This is a genomic window from Vreelandella arctica, assembly GCF_037070215.1.
Lineage (GTDB): Bacteria > Pseudomonadota > Gammaproteobacteria > Pseudomonadales > Halomonadaceae > Vreelandella > Vreelandella arctica.
Genome location: NZ_JBANSN010000002.1, coordinates 78,840 through 98,323, shown reverse-complemented (window position 1 = coordinate 98,323; position 19,484 = coordinate 78,840). Strand labels below are relative to the sequence as shown.

Annotated in this window: 16 protein-coding genes and 1 riboswitch; of the genes, 10 read left to right on the top strand and 6 right to left on the bottom strand. The window is 54.9% G+C overall.

What is annotated here, in order from left to right; all coding sequences use genetic code 11:
- The first annotated feature begins 75 nt into the window (after window positions 1-75).
- Window positions 76-1,035, top strand: coding sequence for a sodium-dependent bicarbonate transport family permease (locus tag V8L70_RS01960; RefSeq protein WP_101145942.1), 960 nt, complete (start codon window positions 76-78; stop codon window positions 1,033-1,035).
- Here the strand turns inward: V8L70_RS01960 and V8L70_RS01955 are convergent.
- Window positions 1,008-4,190 (bottom strand): efflux RND transporter permease subunit, encoded by a 3,183-nt coding sequence (locus V8L70_RS01955; RefSeq protein WP_101145941.1) that lies wholly within the window; start codon window positions 4,188-4,190, stop codon window positions 1,008-1,010. The genes V8L70_RS01960 and V8L70_RS01955 overlap by 28 nt on opposite strands.
- A gap of 6 nt (window positions 4,191-4,196) precedes the next feature.
- A complete protein-coding gene (locus V8L70_RS01950) occupies window positions 4,197-5,399 on the bottom strand; it encodes an efflux RND transporter periplasmic adaptor subunit (RefSeq protein WP_101145940.1) in 1,203 nt (400 codons plus the stop codon).
- Between the two features lie 452 nt (window positions 5,400-5,851).
- Here V8L70_RS01950 and V8L70_RS01945 point away from each other — a divergent pair, with 452 nt between their 5' ends.
- The gene (locus V8L70_RS01945; protein WP_101145939.1) at window positions 5,852-6,811 is read left to right on the top strand and encodes an AraC family transcriptional regulator; all 960 of its coding nucleotides are present in this window, start codon (window positions 5,852-5,854) and stop codon (window positions 6,809-6,811) included.
- Here the strand turns inward: V8L70_RS01945 and V8L70_RS01940 are convergent.
- On the bottom strand, window positions 6,808-8,217 hold the full coding sequence (locus tag V8L70_RS01940) for a GGDEF domain-containing protein (protein ID WP_101145938.1): 1,410 nt from the start codon (window positions 8,215-8,217) through the stop codon (window positions 6,808-6,810). The genes V8L70_RS01945 and V8L70_RS01940 overlap by 4 nt on opposite strands.
- A 589-nt stretch (window positions 8,218-8,806) precedes the next feature.
- On the opposite strand from V8L70_RS01940, the gene V8L70_RS01935 reads away from it, so the two are divergent.
- From V8L70_RS01935 to V8L70_RS01925, 3 genes are all read left to right on the top strand, one after another.
- Complete coding sequence (locus V8L70_RS01935) at window positions 8,807-9,367, top strand: manganese efflux pump MntP (RefSeq protein WP_101145937.1); 561 nt, start codon at window positions 8,807-8,809, stop codon at window positions 9,365-9,367.
- Between the two features lie 341 nt (window positions 9,368-9,708).
- Window positions 9,709-11,361, top strand: a complete 1,653-nt coding sequence (locus V8L70_RS01930) for a sodium:solute symporter family protein (RefSeq protein WP_101145936.1) — start codon at window positions 9,709-9,711, stop codon at window positions 11,359-11,361.
- A gap of 71 nt (window positions 11,362-11,432) precedes the next feature.
- Window positions 11,433-11,564 carry a putative transporter small subunit gene (locus V8L70_RS01925; protein ID WP_232774718.1) on the top strand — a complete coding sequence of 44 codons (132 nt, stop codon included), beginning with the start codon at window positions 11,433-11,435 and terminating at the stop codon, window positions 11,562-11,564.
- 70 nt (window positions 11,565-11,634) lie between these two features.
- Here the strand turns inward: V8L70_RS01925 and ilvY are convergent, their stop codons facing one another.
- On the bottom strand, window positions 11,635-12,513 hold the full coding sequence (ilvY, locus tag V8L70_RS01920) for an HTH-type transcriptional activator IlvY (protein ID WP_035559413.1): 879 nt from the start codon (window positions 12,511-12,513) through the stop codon (window positions 11,635-11,637).
- 258 nt (window positions 12,514-12,771) lie between these two features.
- Here ilvY and ilvC point away from each other — a divergent pair, with 258 nt between their 5' ends.
- Both ilvC and modF read left to right on the top strand, forming a co-directional pair.
- A complete protein-coding gene (ilvC, locus tag V8L70_RS01915) occupies window positions 12,772-14,244 on the top strand; it encodes a ketol-acid reductoisomerase (RefSeq protein ID WP_336268671.1) in 1,473 nt (490 codons plus the stop codon).
- Between the two features lie 118 nt (window positions 14,245-14,362).
- Window positions 14,363-15,865 (top strand): molybdate ABC transporter ATP-binding protein ModF, encoded by a 1,503-nt coding sequence (gene modF / locus V8L70_RS01910; protein WP_336268670.1) that lies wholly within the window; start codon window positions 14,363-14,365, stop codon window positions 15,863-15,865.
- Window positions 15,866-15,911: 46 nt separating this feature from the next.
- Here the strand turns inward: modF and V8L70_RS01905 are convergent, their stop codons facing one another.
- Window positions 15,912-16,082, bottom strand: a complete 171-nt coding sequence (locus V8L70_RS01905; RefSeq protein WP_336268669.1) for a hypothetical protein — start codon at window positions 16,080-16,082, stop codon at window positions 15,912-15,914.
- A 276-nt stretch (window positions 16,083-16,358) separates the two neighbouring features.
- Window positions 16,359-16,778: an ester cyclase gene (locus V8L70_RS01900; protein WP_336268668.1), complete on the bottom strand. Its 420-nt coding sequence runs from the start codon at window positions 16,776-16,778 to the stop codon at window positions 16,359-16,361.
- A 280-nt stretch (window positions 16,779-17,058) separates the two neighbouring features.
- On the opposite strand from V8L70_RS01900, the gene V8L70_RS01895 reads away from it, so the two are divergent.
- From V8L70_RS01895 to tenA, 3 genes are all read left to right on the top strand, one after another.
- On the top strand, window positions 17,059-17,880 hold the full coding sequence (locus V8L70_RS01895; RefSeq protein ID WP_336268667.1) for an aldo/keto reductase: 822 nt from the start codon (window positions 17,059-17,061) through the stop codon (window positions 17,878-17,880).
- A 37-nt stretch (window positions 17,881-17,917) separates the two neighbouring features.
- Window positions 17,918-18,169 (top strand): type II toxin-antitoxin system Phd/YefM family antitoxin, encoded by a 252-nt coding sequence (locus tag V8L70_RS01890; protein ID WP_290674125.1) that lies wholly within the window; start codon window positions 17,918-17,920, stop codon window positions 18,167-18,169.
- 362 nt (window positions 18,170-18,531) lie between these two features.
- Window positions 18,532-18,691, top strand: a riboswitch (TPP riboswitch).
- Between the two features lie 89 nt (window positions 18,692-18,780).
- On the top strand, window positions 18,781-19,464 hold the full coding sequence (gene tenA, locus V8L70_RS01885) for a thiaminase II (RefSeq protein WP_336268824.1): 684 nt from the start codon (window positions 18,781-18,783) through the stop codon (window positions 19,462-19,464).
- Window positions 19,465-19,484 lie beyond the last annotated feature (20 nt).

Here is a 19,484-nt window from a genome sequence, read left to right as displayed (position 1 = left end):
TAAAGTCTATTTGTTTTCATCAATCTCTTTGGATCGCTAAAGTAACCGCTTTAAAACCCATCAAGGAGATTGGCCGTGCCGGATATTGTGGTGATGTTTTTTGTACTAGGAGTGGTTGCCGGTGTGGTGCGCTCTGATCTCAGTATTCCCAAAGCCGCTTATGACATATTGAGCCTGCTGCTGATGCTGACCATTGGCCTTAAAGGCGGCATGGCGCTGCATGGCAGTTTGAGCATATCGCTGCTGGTCGAGTTAGCTGGTGTCACTCTGCTGGGGATCATCATTCCACTGATTATCTTTCCGGTGGTTCACTATTTGGTGAGGCTATCCATTGCCGACAGCGCCAGCCTTGCCGCCCACTATGGCTCCGTTAGCGCCGGTACGTTCGCCGTGGCCCTGGCGTATACCGAAGCGCATAGCCTAATAACAGGTGGGCAGGTGACGCTCTACCTGGTACTGCTCGAACTACCGGCCATCATGCTGGGCCTGTTGCTCTACCGGCGCTTCAGCCGTAAAAAGGCCACTGACACAACGTCAGAGCCGATCAAAACTTCCGGATTGTGGCACGAAACTCTGACCAATCGCGGCGTGATCCTGTTGGTGGGCGGTGTCCTTATTGGCTGGCTATATGGCCCCGATGCTGGTGAGTCGGTGACTGGCCTATATACCAAAGCCTTCCATGGCATTCTGGCGCTGTTTCTGTTGGAGATGGGCCTGGTCGCGGCAGAAACACTGCGCAGCCTGCGGTGGGGGCACAGCCGTCTGATTATATTCGCGCTGGCGGCACCTATCGTGTTTTCTTGCTTTGGCCTGCTAGTGGCGTACTGGCTAGGGCTACCCACTGGCTCAGCGGTAATTTTGGCGAGTCTTACCGCCAGTGCCTCTTACATTGCCGCCCCCGTTGCCATTCGCGCCGCTATCCCAGACGCCAACATTGGCCTAGCCATGTTGGCGTCATTAGGACTGACCTTCCCTTTTAACGTGCTAATCGGCATTCCGCTCTATCATCAACTTTGGGCATGGCTGGTAGGATGAGGTGAAGTATCCAACGTAGAGCTGTGATGGCTGACCAATGGGCCAGACAATTTACGCAGCGCCACGTAGAACACCGGGGTTAAAAACAGGCCAAACAGGGTGACGCCGATCATACCGGCAAATACCGCCGTACCCAGTGCTGCCCGTACCTCGGCACCCGCGCCGGTGGCAACTACCGAAGGCAACACCGCCGCCGTGAAGGCGATCGACGTCATGATGATCGGCCGCAGCCGCAACCGGCAGGCTTCCAGGGCCGCTTCCACTACGTCCTTGCCCTGCAGTTCCAGCTCGCGGGCGAACTCCACGATCAGGATGGCGTTCTTACACGCCAGGCCAATCAGCACCACCAGCCCCACCTGTACAAAGATGTTGTTGTCACCCCCGCCAAACCAGACGCCGATTAGCGCCGCAAGCATCGACATGGGCACGATCAGAATCACCGCCAGCGGTAGCGTCCAGCTCTCGTAGAGGGCCGCCAGCACCAGAAATACCAGCAGGATCGACAACGGAAAGACCACCAGCGCCGCATTACCCTGGGTGGATTGCTGATAGCTCAGGTCGGTCCACTCTAATTCCATGCCCGGTGGCAGCACCTCTTCCGCCAGGGCGGTAATAACATCCATTGCTTGTGTGGAAGAGAGTACCCGAGGATCGAACTCACCAGCCAGATCCGCTGCTGGATAGCCGTTGTAGCGCAGCACCGGGTCTGGGCCGAAGGTTTGCCGGATATCCACCATCGTACCGATGGGCACCATCTCCCCCTGGTCATTACGGGTACGCAGCCGGGCGATATCTTCTACGCTGGCCCGGAAAGGTGCGTCCGCCTGGGCGATCACCTGCCAGGTACGGCCAAAGCGGTTGAAGTCATTCACATAGGTCGAGCCAAGATAGGTCTGCAGAGTGTCGAACAGTTCGGTCAACGGCACGCCCTGGGCCTTGGCCCTCAACCGATCCACCTCGGCATCCAGTTGCGGCACGTTGGATTGATAGCTGCTGATTGGAAAGCCCATCCCCGGCGTTTGCGCAATCGCACCCTGGAGTTGATTGACCGCCTGCTGCAGCGCGCCATAGCCAAGGTTGCCGCGATCCTCGATAAACAGCTGAAAGCCCGACCCATTGCCCAGGCCCAGGATCGGCGGCGGCATAAAGGAGAATGCAAAGCCTTCTTTCAAGCCGCTAATGCCCTGGTTGATGCGGGCATTTATTTCCGCAGCGCTCAGGCTGCGCTCACCAAAGGCGCTGAGAGTAAGAAAAGCTACCCCGGTGTTGGAAGTATTGGTGAACTGCAGCGCGTTAAGGCCGGGAAAGGCAACGGCGTGCTCCACGCCTTCGGTCTCCATGGCGATGTCCACCACGTCCTGAAGCATCTGATCGGTTCGCTCCAGCGACGCACCTTCCGGCAGAATGACGCCCGCAATCAGATAAAGCTTGTCCTGCACTGGAATAAAGCCGGGTGGCACCGCCTTGAACATCACCCCGGTGCCCAGCAGCAACAGCGCGTAGACCACAAACACCGCGCCACGATGCTTCAGGGAGCGGGCTACACCGCCCTGGTACTTGTGGGAGCTGGCGTTAAAGAAACGGTTGAAGGGCCGGAAGATCCAGCCGAATAGTGTATCGATCACGCGAGTGAGTCGGTCTTTGGGCGCGTTATGCGGCTTAAGCAGCATCGCCGCCAGCGCGGGCGACAGGGTCAGCGAGTTGATGGTGGAGATCACCGTGGAGATGGCAATCGTCACCGCGAACTGGCGGTAGAACTGCCCGGTCACGCCAGAGAGAAAGGCCATGGGGATAAACACTGCACACAGCACCAGCCCCACGGCGATGATCGGCCCGGAAACTTCCTTCATGGCCTGATGCGCGGCGGCCTGGGGCTTGAGGCCCTCCTCGATGTTCCGCTCCACGTTTTCCACCACCACGATGGCGTCGTCCACCACGATACCGATGGCCAGCACCAGCCCAAACAGGGTCAGTGTGTTGATGGAGTAGCCCAGCAGGTAAAGCGCCCCAAAGGTGCCGATCACCGAGACCGGCACCGCCAGCAGCGGAATAATGGAGGCCCGCCAGGTCTGCAGGAACAACGTGACCACCAGCACCACCAGCAGTACGGCTTCCATCAGCGTTTTCACCACGGACTCAATCGAGTCATTGACGAAGATCGTGGTGTCGTAAACCGCTTCATATTCAACGCCTTCCGGGAACTGTTCGGACAGCTCGTCCATGGCGGCGACCACCTGCTCGCGGATAGCCAGTGCATTGGCCCCCGGCGCCTGGAAGATACCGATGGCGACCGCGTTCTGGCCGTCCAACTGCGAGCGCAGCGTATAGTTCCCGGCACCCATTTCCAGCCGGGCCACGTCCGAGAGCCTCAGGATCTCGCCGTTCTCGCCGCGCTTCAGCACGATGTCACCAAACTCCTCCACCGTCTCCAGCCGCCCTCGGGCATTGATCAGGGTGAGAAAGTCACTCTCTTCAATGGGTTCGGCCCCCAACTGACCGGCGGATACCTGCACGTTCTGTTCGCGCATGGCCCCCACCACGTCGCTGGCCGTCAGGCCACGGGCGGCTATGCGATCGGGATCAAGCCACGCCCGCATGGCGTAGTCACCCCCGCCGAATATTTGCGCGTCGCCTACGCCTTCAAGCCGGGCCAAGCGATCACGGACATTCAGCCGCACATAGTTGCGTAAGTAGAGTGTGTCGTATTCACCGCTGGGCGAGGTCAGGTGAACGACCATCAAAAAGGTAGGCGACTGCTTCTGAGTGGTGACACCTTGACGACGCACGGCTTCCGGCAACCGAGCCTCGGCCTGGCTAACGCGGTTCTGTACGCGAACGGCAGCCTGCTCAGCATCGGTGCCGGGACGGAAGGTGATGGTCATTTGCAGCACGCCATCAGAACCCGCAACAGACTTGAGGTACATCATGTCCTCGACGCCATTGATGGCTTCTTCCAACGGCGTCGCCACGGTCTCGGCGATCTCCTTCGGGTTGGCGCCGGGGTAAACCGTCCTCACCACCACGGAGGGCGGCACTACATCTGGGTACTCGCTGATGGGCAGATTGGGAATGGAGATCAGCCCCACCGCAAGAATGATGATCGACAGCACCGCCGCAAAAATTGGTCGGTCCACGAAGAAACGGGAGAAATTCATGGCGGTTTACTCCTCCCTGGCCGCAATGGTGGGCTGATCGTCGGAAATAGGGGCATCAGCCGCTGGGGCGGCCGCTACGCTTTGCGGGCTCACTTCCATTCCGGGGAAGAACACTTTTTGCACGCCATTGACGATCACTCGATCACCCGCTTGAAGCCCTTCGGTGATGACTGTTCGTTCTGCCACCTGCCGCCCTGTGGTTACCTGGCGCTGCTCTGCCTGGTTATTCTCATTGACGACATAGACGTAGCGGCGATCCTGATTAGTCAGCACTGCCTTGCGGTCTACCAGTAATGCTTGCTCTAAACGAGCGACCGGCATTTCGACCCGTGCAAACTCTCCAGGCCGAATGCGGCCCTCCGGGTTGGCCAGCACCGCCCGGAATTGCAGAGTGCCCGTATTGGGGTTTAAGCGATTGTCGATAAAGTCCAGGGTGCCCGTGTACAGCCGCTGGGGGTCGCCGCCCAGCTCGATTGTCAGGCTATTCGTCGCGCCAACGGTCAAGAGTGTCTGGCTGGCAAACGCGGCCTGCTCATCCGCCTCAAAGTAAACGTGTACTGGATCAATGCTTACCAGCGTGGTCAGCAGGCTCTGATCGGCATTGGCCAGATTGCCGCGGGTTACCATTGTCCGACCGGCACGACCACTAACCGGCGCCGTAATGCGAGTGTATTCCAGGTCTAGCTCGGCGGTATCTAACGCTGCCTCGGCGGCATCCACCATGGCGCGAGTATTATTCAGTGCCGCTTGACGCTGGTCATGCACCTCTTGGGAAATGGCCTGACGCCCCAGCAATACCCTGGCACGCTCGGCTTCGCTGCCAGCTTGAGCCAGCTGGCTCTTGGCCTGAGCAAGGTCCGCCTGGGCGGCGCCAACACGGGCCTGGTAAGGCCGCTGATCGATCAGGAACAGCAGGTCCCCCTGCTCGACCAGTTCTCCCTCTTCAAACGCCACTTCCTGAATATAGCCACTCACCCGGGCTCTTAACTCGACCGTTTCAGCCGCTTCCACCCGCCCGGTAAACGACTCGCTCAAGACCACCGGCCGAGCGACGATTTCCGCGACGTCGACTTCCGGCGGCGGCGGTGAAGCAGGCGCTGCTGCCTCCTCACTCTTGGCCTCGCACCCGGTCAACAAGGCCGTTAGTAGCAGGAACAGAATCACCGCCCGGCTGCTTACAAAACGGGTTCTTTGAGACAGACTTCCCATGATCACTTGCTCCAATGGCTACCGAAAACCGATAGCAGCGTTCGTTGTACATTGCGCACCGCGCAGGCGGTTGACGATTAACTAGTCGTTTAAACAACGTCAGAATCGACAGTCATTTATTGTTATCAGGAGGGCTGAATGGGCTGGCATGATTGAGCAGTGCCTTACTGTCAACCGGACGTTACTCACCATAGGCGACACGAACGCATTCGAGGTAGCGGGTTTCTGCGGGAAGATTGCCTAATTCTGCCGTGGCGGTTGAAAGCATTAACAAGGCGGGCGACTCAAGATAAAGCGTTATTTCCGCGCCTGAGCTTGATGAAGGACTGATGACACTCAGTGTGGATTGCCGGTTTCTGCGAGGTGCTTGCCTGAACCTGCAAAAACACATGAAAAAGCATTCGATTGGTGAAGCGAAAGCATATACTTCGAGCTATTAGGGAGGAGAGCCATTGACCGTTATCGTGCCTGAGCAGATCGCCCATTTCAGCGACAGCCTGCCCCAGCAGCTGAGCCAAATCGCCCGCCGTTGGACGCCCTTGGAAGAGCTCCAGGATACGGCGATTGCCGAAGTGCAACTCGTGCGTGCTGACGCCCCCACCAGCTTTCACTGTGCCGTATACGAGCCATGCCTGTGCTTTGTCATTCAGGGCAGCAAGACCGTGCTACTGGGTGACAAGGAGATCGTCTACACCGGCCCCAGCTACATGGCGAGCGCCGTTCATCTACCGGTGGTAGGCAGGATTGACCATGCGACTCCCGAACGCCCCTACTTGGCGGTAAAGGTGTCGGTGAATCCTCAGGAGGTAGCGGGACTGATACTGGAACTGGGCGACACAGCGCCGCCCGCGGGGAATGACACTATCTGCCCCGAGATGGACTGCGGCTTAAAGTCGGCCCCGATGGATTCACGTATGCAGAGCGCGCTTTACCGACTTTTAAGCCTGCTCGACGCTCCTGAAGATATTAAGGTGCTTTCGCCCCTGGCCCGTCGTGAGCTGATCTATCGGGCACTGATGGGTGCAATGGGGCCTCACATGCGTCGGTTTACCGCCTCGGACTCCCAGGCTAACCGCATTGCGCGGGTCATCTACGCCCTTAATGAACACTACGCCCAGCCGCTAAAAATCCGCGAGCTGGCGGCAGTCGCTAATATGAGCGAATCAACCCTGTACCACAGCTTCCGGCAAGTCACCCGTATGTCGCCGCTACAGTTTCAAAAGAAGCTACGCCTGCACGAAGCGCGGCGGCTCATGCTGGCCGAAGGGTTGGAAGCAGCCACCGCAAGCTACCGGGTAGGTTATGAAAGCCCTTCCCACTTCAGCCGCGAATATAGCCGCATGTTTGGAGCCCCACCGCGGGCAGATGTTAGCCAGTTGCGTGCAGCCGGAGCAGCACCGCTGCCCGCTTAGTCGGCAGCGTTATGGGTATCTAACGCAGTTGATGGGGAAGCAAACTCACTATGCAGGCAAACGTTGGCTGCATCGGCACCTGTTTTATCGAACGTGTCGTAAAAACACATCTGATTAGAACCGGCTTTTTTGGCTTGATACATCGCCTGATCCGCGGCTTCCAACAACGCATCGGGAGAGGAGGCGGCGCCAGGATAAAACGCGATCCCAATGCTGACGGAAATCTGAATGCGCTGTTGCCCCATGTGAAATGGCATCGCCAGGGCATCGATGATCGTCTGCGCCACAAGTTCTACATCTTTGCGCTGCTCGGCGCCGGTGAGAATCACGGTAAATTCATCCCCACCTAGACGTGCCACCGTATCGTTGGCTCGCACACAGTCGGCAAGGCGTTCCGCCACATCAGACAGTATGCGGTCACCCGCTTCATGGCCAAGCGAGTCGTTGACGTCTTTAAAGCCATCGAGATCCATAAAGAGCAGCGCAAGAGGCCGACTACGGCGATTGGCATGTTTGATTTCCTGTTCCAACCGGTCCAGAAAAAGGCGCCGGTTCGGCAAGCCGGTCAAAAGGTCATAGTGGGCGTTATGCCATGCTTTCTCTTCCGCAATGGCCTGCTCAGTAATATCGCGGGAAATGCACACCGTCGCTTCAGTGTCTTGTTGCTCATCAAGCACAGGGGCAAGTAGATACTCGAACCGCTCACCCTGGCCAGAAGCAAAGGTATGGGCAAACTTACCGCGAAAAGTAGTCTGTTCAGCAATGACCTTATCCAAATTGCGCTGAAAGTCAGAGGCAAAGGAAAAGCCAAGGTCAAATGTGGATTTACCAATAATCGCCTCAGGCGCCATCGCGAACAAATCGGCAGTGGCCTTATTGGCATAGATAAACCGACCGTCGAGATCCAATACATAAATTGGGTCTGGGGATGCGAGCAGAATGGCACCGAACAGGCGTGTTTCCATCTCTTTTTCGGTAGCGTACTGCTCCAATGACTCTGCGACGGCCTGGTCTATCGCTTCATGGAAACGGGTGAGATCTTCAAGCCGTTGGCCCGCAAGCGTTGGGTGCGCTTTACTCCAGTGCGACACCACGCTCGCGCGCAGCGCCCGAAACTCAGATACCGTTTCAATAACGGTGAAGCCGCTATTCTGCCGGTCCCCACCGTGCACTTCTGCCCAGGTCTCCTCCTCGCCCTTTGGTGTGCCCCCTTTCGATTTAGCAGCCTGTGCGGACTCATCCTGAGGTGAATCGATATCAGCGGCAATCGCCAACAGCATTTCCTTGGCATGATCGCGCAGACTCTCCCTGTCCATATTCTTAGCATGATAGAGGGTCTTAGAAAATCGTTCCCAATCAAGCAGAATCGCCTCAATTTCAGCCCGAATAAACGCCGCTAATCGCATATTAATCTCTACTTATTTAGCTCAAAGTAACAGCAGAAAAGATCAAGAAAATGCCCGCTTCATGGGGACTTTCACTTAATAGCACTGTTTCAACCATACTCAGCATGCTAGCGAATACCGGCGGAAATTCAGTGAGTACATACTGTAACACGAGCACCCAATGGTGAAGCATGATTTTGTCTGCCCGGCGGTGACGACCAAGTGCTTGCACAGCGAGCAGCTAAATAACAGCACTTAACCTTATTAGCTTAAACAACCAAACATGGCCGTCTATCAAAACATTTAAGCCATGATTTAAAACCCACAAAATAATTAACACCATCTTAAACATTAAAAAACCGAGCCTATTAACCAAAGTAGATACAACATTAAAAAAGGCAACAAAATCAGCTAGCACACACATTGTTAGCCAAGGCTATGTTAGTTCGCTATTTCAAACTTTATTTTTATAAAACCACCTTGTTTGTTTATTAAAAGCTGATAGGATTCAGCACTATTAAATACCCGACGATTAAACTCAAGTATGGATTCTGCTTTCATACTGACGGGGTTCTACGCGGTACTTTTTCAGCGAGCGAGTTCATATTTCATGACGCCTTTCACCCTGTTGTTCCTGGCCGTTTCCATGTCGGCAGACGCCTTTGCCGCCTCCCTCAGCAAAGGCGCCGAGCTGAAAAAGCCCCGTTTCCGGCATGCTATCGGTATTGGTTTGGTATTTGGCGTGATTGAAGCAATAACACCGGTACTTGGCTGGGCGGCGGGTAAGGCATCGCAGCAGTATGTGCAGGCCTGGGATCACTGGGTGGCCTTTACGCTGCTCTCGATTATTGGCCTGCATATGATGTATGCCGGACTCAAAAAAGACGACAAGATAGAACAGCGCAAACAAACACTGTGGCTATTAGTGTTAACCGCCACGGCGACCAGTATTGATGCCATGGCCGTGGGCGCCAGCCTTGCATTTATTGATGCCAACATTGTCGCCACCAGCTTAGCGATTGGCCTCGCCACCACCGTCATGGCTTCCATGGGCACCTTCCTGGGCCACAAACTCGGCAAGTTTGTTGGCCACTGGGCGGAGTTGATTGGCGGCGTCGTATTGATTGGTATTGGTTTAGCAGTATTGGCAGAACACACCGCGTTTTTTTGAAGAATTCCCTCCCCTTCAGGCTTCCTACTTCCCCAGCTCGTTAGCGCGTCTACCTGTACTGTTCAAGCCTTAGGGAGTAGGGTAGCCCATCCGGATTGATCCTCTCAGCGCTTTGCTGCTGCTTTATTGCAGCTTTCTGCGCGCGTTTAATCCGGCCCCTCTATTAAGGCGCTTCCAACGCCTGAACTTGCACGACCAGGCTGCCAACCGCAGTCTCATCTCGCTACAGACATACCTAGAAAGATGTTCTGTTTTTTACTTACGTCCTGTCGCGGCCACCCCGTAAAGGGAGCTGTGGTTGCCATTTAGGATGCTAGGGCTGCAAAGCCTACGGGTATTCAATGAACGAAGAAAATTTCTATCAATTCTCGACTCTGACTGTGCTCGCCTTGCTGGCGGCTTTTTATGGCGGCACTTACCTGCTCACTCTGCTGATCAAGAAGAAAAAGGAGAATACCGACGCCTTCATGGTGTCCAATCACCAGATCGGTTTTGGCCTTGGCGCTGCCAGCATGACCGCCACTTGGATCTGGGCGGCCTCATTCTACGGCGCCGCTACCTCGGGTTACACCTACGGCATTTCCGGCCCTTTGCACTACGGGCTGTGGGGCGCGTTGATGATTCTGTTCATCTACCCCTTTGGCCGTCGCTTTCGCAAACTGGCGCCCAACGCGCACACCCTCGGTGAGCTGATCCATGCCCGCCATGGCTCTTCAAGCCAGTTGATTCTCGCCTCCTCCAACATTCTGGGTAGCATCATCAGTCTGATGGTGAACTTCACGGCTTCTGGCGCGCTGGTCTCGGTGCTTTCACCTCTCTCGTTTCAGGCCGGTGTGGTGATTGCCGGGGTCGGCGTGCTCTCCTACACGCTGTGGTCAGGTTTCCGCGCCTCGGTGCTGACGGATTTCGCCCAGCTAATGGCGATGATGGCCGTAGCCATTTTGATTATTCCAGCGGTGATGTTCGCCCTCGGTGGCCCAGAAACGCTGTCAGATGGCATGAGTCTCCTTACGCCAGAACAAGCCAACCTGTTCTCGATGGACGCGATTCTCAATCAAGGTGCGCCCTTCTTTGTGGCGGTGCTGGCTTACGCGATTGGCAACCAGACCATCTCCCAGCGGCTATTTGCCGTTCGTGAAGACCATATCAAACCGACCTTTATCACCGCGACCATTGGTTACGGTGCGATCGTTATCGGTTTGGGCATGATTGGCTTGATGGCGCTGATGACCGGCATGGAGCCCATTGGTGGCGACATGAACAACCTGATCCCGCAGATGGTTTCGATGTACCTCTCGCCAGTGTTTATCGGGCTGTTCTTTATCCTGGTGATCGGTTCGCTCTCCTCTACTGCTGACTCGGACCTCTCTGCCATGTCGGCGATTGTGATGGCCGATGTGTACGGCAAGAACATCGCCAAAAACAAACCTGACCCGACCAAGATGCTGTTTATCGGCAGGCTGACCATGATCGTTGCAACGCTGATTGGGGTGATTCTCGCCAGCTTCTCGATGGACATACTGATCATGCTGGTCTTTGTTGGTGCTCTTTGGGGCGCGATCGTGTTCCCGGTTATCGCCAGCTGCTTCTGGGATCGCGTGACCAACAAGGCCTTCACCTCTGCGGTGATCGCGGGCTTGGTGATGTTCTGCGTCGCACGATTCGAGCTAGTACCGATGATTGGCGTCACTGCGGGGCTGTTTGAACTACTCGCCGCCGTCGGCGGTGGTGTAGTGCTCGGTTTAATGGCCTTCGGGTTCTGCGGACGCCGGGTTGGCTTGGTCTTCGGCACACTCTGCGCCATCGTGCTGGCCTACTTCTGCGTCGGATTCCTGCGGGACTACACGGTGCTACTGGCCTCCTTAATGGCCTACGGCGTCAGCACCATTGTCTGCATCGGCGTCAGCCTGATGAGCTCCAATAAGTTCGACTTCTCCCAGATCGATCAGAAAGTGATCAACTACGATCCGGCCAAGCCTGCTACACAAGGCTAAGCCCGGCGTTACGTTCGAGTCACTTCATGCGCTGGTGCGCCAAGCGCACCAGCCAGACAATAGGAAAGCACATGCAAACCTTTATCTTGGCGTTATACGTACTGATCTGGCCGTTAATATCACTCGCCATATTCGCGATCATCGGCATCGCCACCGTCAAAGACATCCGCATTGCACGACGTTATAAGCGTGAGCTGGTGTGACATAGTTATTCATAGATGAGCAAGTAGTAGGGGAAATAAGTGCGGCAAAGGACTGCCGTGACTTATAGGCCTACATCAAGCTCCAAAAAGCATCGACCAGCGGATTTTTTAAGTTTTTCTTCAACGTAAACAAGCCAATATCGTAGGGTTCCAGCTCCGGCGTCACGTCGAGCACCCGAATACGATCCACCAATGGGCTGTTATCGAGCACAATTTTTGGCACCACACCAATGCCGAAGCCCAAGCTCACCATACTCACAATCGCCTCATTACCCGTGACCTGTGCATAAATGCGCGGGGCAATATCGCGTTGGCGAAACCATTCGTCTACACGCGCTCTTGAGACACCGCTCTCCGATAAGATCATTGGGATACTCGCCCACTCTTCCGATGCGGTTGGCGAAGTCGTGGGAACGTTCGGCACTTGCTGCTCAAGCGGCGCAATAAATAACAAAGGCGACGTCGCAATGGGCTTAAAGGCTAACCCGCGAGGTAGGTTGGCGGGGCGTGCCGCGATGCTGAGGTCTTCTTTACCATCCAGCACATGCGCAATCGCGTGTTCCGGGTCCCCCGTGCGCAGCTTTATTTCAATTGCAGGATAGGCAATACGAAAGCGGCGCAGCAGCTCGTATAGAAAGCTGTAGCTAGCGGTGACGGAACCGTACAAGCTGATTTCACCGCTTAATTGATCAGCGTTGTCGGTTAACTCATGGCGGATCAAGTTCCACTGGCTGCTGGTATCGCGCGCGTATTTAAGAAACTTCTGGCCTTCCTGGGTCAACGCCACGGTCCGGTTGTCGCGATTAAACAGCGGCACACCCAGCTCGTCTTCTAAATGACGAATGTTGCGCGACAGCGCCGAAATGCTGATATGACACTCATCGCTGGCGCGCCCGAAATGCAGTGTTTCTGCCAGGGCGAGGAATTGCTTTAACAGTTTAATATTCATAATAAAGTCGGCGCTCCGCGACTGCGATCATGGCGGTACCCGAATACTAACCGACCGTTTCCATAAATGGGACGTGTTATTGCAAATATATCAATTTAAGAAAGAGTCGTACTTGTATACATTAGCCCTACTCACATGCTCTTAAAGACATGCTCTTACAGACATGGCGCTAGCGCTCACCCCTAGCGACGGTGTCACCCTTTTTAATATCGGTGTACCTTACATCGACACATTGATCATAAAATTAGGACGTTAACGATGGCTAACTATTTCAATACCTTACCGCTACGCGAGCAATTGGCTCAGCTAGCGCAATGCCGCTTCATGCACACCGCTGAGTTTGCTGACGGCGTCGAAGCGCTGAAAGGCAAAAAAATGGTGGTTATCGGCTGTGGCGCACAAGGCCTTAACCAAGGTTTGAACCTACGCGACAGCGGCCTGGACGTTTCTTACGCACTGCGCCCGGAAGCCATTGAGCAAAAGCGCCAGTCCTGGAAAAATGCTTCTGAAAACGGTTTTGTGGTAGGTACTTACGAAGAACTGATCCCCACTGCAGACGTTGTGTTGAACCTCACCCCCGATAAGCAGCACACCTCGGTAGTGAACACGGTGATGCCGCTGATGAAGGAAGGCGCCTGCCTGTCTTACTCTCACGGTTTCAACATCGTAGAAGAAGGCATGAAAGTTCGCGACGACTTAACCGTCATCATGGTGGCACCGAAGTGCCCAGGCTCTGAAGTTCGCGCTGAATACGTGCGTGGTTTCGGCGTTCCCACCTTGATCGCTGTTCACGAAGACAACGACCCCAAAGGCGAAGGCCTTGCGCTGGCAAAAGCCTACGCGGTGGGTACTGGCGGCCACAAAGCGGGCGTGCTGATGTCCTCTTTCATCGCGGAAGTGAAATCCGACCTGATGGGTGAGCAAACGATCCTGTGCGGCATGCTGCAAACGGGCTCACTGCTGTGCTTCGACAAGATGATCGAAGAAGGTATCGACCCGGGCTACGCCTCACGTTTGATTCAATACGGCTGGGAAACCGTCACCGAAGCGCTGAAGTACGGCGGCGTAACGAACATGCTAGATCGTCTTTCTAACCCAGCGAAGATCAAAGCGTTCGATCTTTCTGAAGAGTTAAAAGAGATCATGCGTCCGCTGTACAACAAGCACCAAGACGACATCATGAGCGGCCACTTCTCTAAGACAATGATGGAAGACTGGGCGAACGATGACGCTAACTTACTAAAATGGCGCGCCGAAACCGCTGAAACCAACTTCGAGAAAACACCCGCTGGCGATGTCGAAATCACTGAACAAGAGTTCTTCGACAACGGTATTTTGATGGTCGCTATGGTGAAAGCTGGCGTTGAGCTTGCTTTCGAAACCATGACAGCAGCGGGCATCATCGCTGAGTCTGCTTACTACGAGTCGCTACACGAAACGCCGCTTATCGCGAACACCATCGCGCGTAAGAAGTTGTACGAAATGAACGCTACTATTTCGGATACTGCGGAATACGGTTGCTACCTCTACAACCACGCCTGCGTGCCGCTGTTGGCAGACTTTATGAAAGGCATCAAATCCGACGTGATCGGTAAAGGCCTTTCGCTAGACGACAACGGCGTTGATAACGCACGCCTGATCGAAGTTAACACCGCCCTTCGCTCACACCCCGTAGAAGCGGTTGGCTCGGTTCTTCGTGGCTACATGGCTGACATGAAAAAAATCGTTTAATCGCCTGATTAACCGATAGACGTTCAGGTCTTCAACACCTAGGCCGCCAAAAAAAGCCGAGATATCATCACGATATGCTCGGCTTTTTTGTTCCTCGAACAGCGTAAGGAAGAGAGTAATGGATTCGTTAACCCGCCTAGACGATATTCACCAAAACCGTATCCACCTATCAAAAGCGACGGTCAGCTTTGATGATCGCTTCACGCTAAGCGAGATTGATTGGACCATTACACCAGAACAACACTGGGTTATCACTGGCCCCAATGGCGCGGGTAAATCCGCCCTAGCGGCTGCGCTCGCGGGCATTGGCGACATCCAGAGCGGAAGCATTCAAGGCCTTCCCAACAATGTTGAAATCGTCTCTTTTGAAGTCCAGGCGGAGCTCATCGCCCAAGAGCTGAAAAAAGACGACGCCGACATTATGGACGTCATTTCTCTCGGCACCCCCGTCAGTGAAATGATTTTTGACCACTGCCAAAACACTGAACTTGCCCACTCCCTGGTCGAAAAATTTGGCTTAAGCAAACTGCTCGATCGTGCGTTCCGCAAACTATCCACCGGCGAAACGCGTAAAGTCATGTTGATTCGCGCACTGGCCAACCAGCCTGATTTACTTATTTTAGACGAACCGTTCGATGGCTTGGATGTCGACACCCTCGCCATGCTGCAAGCACATCTAGCCTCTATTATCGACGCAGTTCCCATGGTCATGGTGCTGAACCGCTTTGATGAAATGCCGGACTTCATCACCCATGTGGCCTATTTAGATAAAAAACGGGGGGATAAAGACCGTTCGGTTAAACAGCGTGGAGACAAAGGCCGCCTGAAGCTCACGGTTGACCGTCAGGACGACGCCGCCTTCAATGAGCTCTACCAATTACTGCATTTAAAAACCACCGACCTAAGCGTGCCGGAGGCCGACCCCACCAATAAGCTCCCCCCTCTCGACCCGAGCCAGCCATTAGTCAAACTAACCCAAGCGACTATCAAGTACGGCGACACGGTGATTGTCGATCAGCTCGATTGGACGATAGAACGGGGCCAACATTGGCAACTGAGCGGCCCTAACGGTAGCGGCAAAACCTGCGTTTTATCGCTGATCACCGGCGACCATCCGCAGTGCTATACCAACGATATTTTCGTGTTTGGTTTCCAGCGTGGTAATGGCGAAAGCATCTGGCAGATTAAACAGTTTATCGGCTATGTCTCCACTAACCTGCAGTGGGAATACAGGGTTAGCACCAGCTGCAAAAACGTGATTATCTCCGGCTTCTACGACAGCATCGGCATGTACACCAAGTCCACCGACAGCCAGAAAAAAATTGCCGACCAGTGGCTCGCACTACTGGGTATGAAAGACCGCGCCGACCAGCCGTTCAACAAGCTCTCTTACGGCGACCAGCGCCTACTGCTCATTGCCCGCGCCATGGTCAAACATCCGCCCCTGCTGATTCTAGATGAACCCTGCCTTGGCCTGGACGACATCAACCGCCAACTCGTCCTCGCCCTGATCGAAAAAATCTGCCAAGGCTCAGAAACCACCGTGCTCTACGTCAACCACCACGCGGAAGACAAGATAGAAGGCATAGAGCACTATTTAGCGTTGAAGAAGAATCACTAGTTTTCAAATAATTAACACAGTAACGATAGTAAATGTGGCCAGACAGCTAGTCTTTTTTGTCTATCGTTACTTCAATCGTTTTGCTATCGCCAGCAAACCATTTCTGTACATACAGAGTGCCCACGATAGGTGCGGTTCCTTCATCAGGCACTTCCTTGTAACGAACGCTGTTTTTGGTTTCTTTCTCGTATTCAAACATAACGACTTTCTTAGACATGAAATGCACCCGGTAAATGACGATAAAAACCTGGGCGGCTAACGCCGCTCAGCAGGCTGGTTAGGTTTCCCTGGTCTCTAACTCATCCATAGCATGACCTTGGAGCATAACGCCACAATGCACTGGCAAATTGACAGGTAGAGTCTCTGGATGTCAGGGGATTACTCAGCATGATCGTAACCGCCTTTAGAAAACTCTGCGCGCTATATACCGGTTTCAACAGTACGGTTAAATGGCACTTTGATATCACAATAATGTATCCCTGAACGCCATCGTTCAGGGCGCGCCGGGTAACGCCCCAAGCTGCTGCATCAAGCCCATCGTATCCATGAGGATACGAGTGGACTTCACCTTTGGCCCTTCAAATTGGTCAATGACCATGCCCCACACGCTGACGGCGCGGTGGGTCGGTGGTATTCCCAGAAAAGCACCTCGCTGAGTTCCTTCCCAAACGAAGCGTGTTAAGACGCGGTTATCTTCTGCAATCTGCTCCTCGACGCGCCAGCGCATATCTGGGAAGGCTGTTCGCAGTTCGACTAACGTTTCCATGAGCCCTGCAAGGCCTGGCCCCTGGCCTGGAAACGGAACCTCTTCCACCATATCGTCATGAAAGTAGTCGCCAGTAGCGGAAATCTCACCGGATGTGAGAACGCGGTCGAGAAACGCTGCAATGTGGGCCTTATGTTGTTCTGACACGTGAGCCTCCTGTTGAGGATCAGTGGGCTAGGCGCCCTCTGTCACGCCTCCAACGGGTCGTTATTCGCCAATGTTTAATAGGGGTATTTGGCAGTATAGCGGCCCGTTTCGATAATACCGCTGGAGATCTACGACGCGTAATAGCGCCAGCAAGATCACCGATGTGCTTCTCAAATGGGGCGGCTTTCGATACGGATCGTCTACGCTTGGTCCATGAACGGCGATTGCCTTAGGCAGTCAGAACAGCATCACAGCAGGAAATACACTAGGAGAGTGAAATATGCAGACGATCGAACTAGGCGGAGACAGCGTACCCCGTATAGGCCAGGGCACTTGGCACATGGGCGAGGATGCCGGGCAGCGGCAGGCTGAGGTCAGAGCGCTGCGTGAAGGCCTGGATATGGGCATGACGCTGATCGATACCGCAGAGATGTATGCCGAGGGCGGTTCTGAAGAAGTCGTTGGCCAAGCGATCCGAGGCCGGCGTGATGAGGTGTATCTGGTCAGCAAGGTCTACCCGCACAACGCCAGCACTAAGGGTGTTCAAGCCGCCTGCGAGCGCAGCCTGCGCCGACTGGGCACCGACACTATCGACCTCTACCTGCTGCACTGGCGCGGCCAGTACCCGCTGAGCGAAACAGTGGAAGCGTTTGAGCGGCTGCGTGAGCAGGGCAAGATTCTGCGCTGGGGCGTGTCAAACTTTGACGTTGACGACCTAACCGAGCTAGACGCGCCAACTTGCGCCACCAATCAGGTGCTCTACAACCCCGAAGCACGGGGCATTGAGTACGACCTGCTGCCCTGGCAGGCACAACACCACATGCCGCTGATGGCCTACTGCCCCATCGGGCAAGGCGGCGCGCTGCTGCATAACGCCACCCTGCAACACATCGCCGACAAACACAGCGCCACCCCCGCGCAAGTGGCGCTTGCCTGGGTACTGCGCCACCCTGGTGTGATCGCTATTCCTAAAGCCGTGAACCTAGATCACCTCAAACAGAACGCCAACGCACACAGCATCCGGCTCGACGAAGAGGATCTAGCACAGATCGACGCCGCCTACGCGCCGCCAACACGTAAGCAGGGCTTAATGATGGTGTGAGTAAGTGCCCATCAAAGTCGCGTTCAGGAGCACTCTTATGGATGCCATCAGCTACACCGCCGCTAGAACCCAACTAGCAAAAATCATGGAGCAGGTCTGTGAAGACCACTCCCCTGTGGTCATTACCCGGAATAAATCTCCATCCGTGGTCATGATCTCTCTGGAAGACTACGAGGCACTGCAAGAAACCGCTTACCTTCTGCGCGTACCAAAAAACGCACGGCGCTTGCTGGAATCCGTTGTCGAGCTGGAACAGGGCGGTGGTCGAGAAAAGACACGTCTTGAGTGAAGTTCATACTCTCCGCAAACGCCTGCGTAGATTATCTGCAAGGGCAGAAAACCGACAAAAGGCTCTTCACCGAATCAACAAGCTGAGCAGCCATCACATAAGGTAACAAAATTAATAATATTGTCACTGCCCTCTTCTGAAAAAGGGCCGGATAACCATACCGACTCTACCCATTGACCCTCTTCAAAGCAAAGCCAATTTTGGCCGACTGTCCAAAAGTCGCAGCTTTCCCGGTTGACCATTTCCAACCATCCCCTCTTGCATCTCCCCTACCCGCCTCCTACACTCCACTCACGATGGAACCTCATGATTAACTATTGCGCTTGCCTATACGGCGTTGAAAACGTTAATCAGAGGCTCCTAACTGCTTGACGGGGTGCCGGTGAATCCGGCTGAGATGGCGCAGGGCGTATCTACGTGATACTGCCAAAGCGCTGGTCCCGCTGAACCTGATCCGGCTAATGAGCTGCTCATATAAAGAGCAGCACGGGTACCGGCGTAGGGATCAAGCGATGGCCATGGCTAGCTTTCTCCCACGATCGCACGCCACCTTTCCGCGCCATTCCCTCGATCTCTCGCCTGCCCTCCGGATCATCACTACCGGAGGCATCATGGGCTACTGCTTTACCGATCTCACCAATGCTTGTCACGATGAATGGCGCGCCTATATCGAGCACGATTTTGTGCGTCAATTGGGCAATGCCACGCTGCCTGAGGCGTCGTTTCGCCACTACTTAAAGCAGGACTACCTGTTTTTGATCCACTTCGCCCGCGCCTACGCGCTGGCTGCCTATAAAAGCCCCACCCTCGCCGATCTTCGCCAGGCCCATGACGGCATGAAAGCCATCGTGGACGTGGAGTTGGGCCTGCACGTGGGCTTTTGTAACGAATGGGGGATTTCCGAGCAGGAGCTGGAAGCGCTTCCCGAAGCCAGGGCGACGCTTGCCTACACCCGCTATGTGCTGGATACCGGCAGCCGCGGCGACCTGCTAGACCTGCACGTGGCGCTGGCCCCCTGCCTAGTGGGATATGGCGAAATCGCCAACTGGCTGAACGCCCAGCCTTCTACGCTGCGTGGCGAGCAAAACCCCTATGACGCCTGGATTGCCATGTATGAAGGCGACGAGTTTCAGGCCGCCATGCAGGCGGAGCTTGAATGGCTCAACGCCCGCTTAGCCGATGTCACCCCCGCCCGCTTTGCTGAACTCAGCAAAATTTTCCGCGATGCCACCCGCCTGGAAATCGACTTCTGGCAGATGGGCCTAGAGCTCATAGACCAAGACCTGACAGCTTAATGCAGCACCACAACAACCTA

Excerpts from the sequence above, each read along its gene's own strand:
- V8L70_RS01930 (WP_101145936.1), top strand. The coding sequence starts at position 9,709 with ATGAACGAAGAAAATTTCTATCAATTCTCGACTCTGACTGTGCTCGCC.
- V8L70_RS01935 (WP_101145937.1), top strand. The coding sequence starts at position 8,807 with ATGACGCCTTTCACCCTGTTGTTCCTGGCCGTTTCCATGTCGGCAGAC.
- modF (WP_336268670.1), top strand. The coding sequence starts at position 14,363 with ATGGATTCGTTAACCCGCCTAGACGATATTCACCAAAACCGTATCCAC.
- V8L70_RS01940 (WP_101145938.1), bottom strand. The coding sequence starts at position 8,217 with ATGCGATTAGCGGCGTTTATTCGGGCTGAAATTGAGGCGATTCTGCTT.
- V8L70_RS01950 (WP_101145940.1), bottom strand. The coding sequence starts at position 5,399 with ATGGGAAGTCTGTCTCAAAGAACCCGTTTTGTAAGCAGCCGGGCGGTG.
- V8L70_RS01905 (WP_336268669.1), bottom strand. The coding sequence starts at position 16,082 with ATGTCTAAGAAAGTCGTTATGTTTGAATACGAGAAAGAAACCAAAAAC.
- V8L70_RS01925 (WP_232774718.1), top strand. The coding sequence starts at position 11,433 with ATGCAAACCTTTATCTTGGCGTTATACGTACTGATCTGGCCGTTAATA.
- tenA (WP_336268824.1), top strand. The coding sequence starts at position 18,781 with ATGGGCTACTGCTTTACCGATCTCACCAATGCTTGTCACGATGAATGG.
- ilvC (WP_336268671.1), top strand. The coding sequence starts at position 12,772 with ATGGCTAACTATTTCAATACCTTACCGCTACGCGAGCAATTGGCTCAG.
- V8L70_RS01955 (WP_101145941.1), bottom strand. The coding sequence starts at position 4,190 with ATGAATTTCTCCCGTTTCTTCGTGGACCGACCAATTTTTGCGGCGGTG.
- ilvY (WP_035559413.1), bottom strand. The coding sequence starts at position 12,513 with ATGAATATTAAACTGTTAAAGCAATTCCTCGCCCTGGCAGAAACACTG.
- V8L70_RS01890 (WP_290674125.1), top strand. The coding sequence starts at position 17,918 with ATGGATGCCATCAGCTACACCGCCGCTAGAACCCAACTAGCAAAAATC.
- V8L70_RS01895 (WP_336268667.1), top strand. The coding sequence starts at position 17,059 with ATGCAGACGATCGAACTAGGCGGAGACAGCGTACCCCGTATAGGCCAG.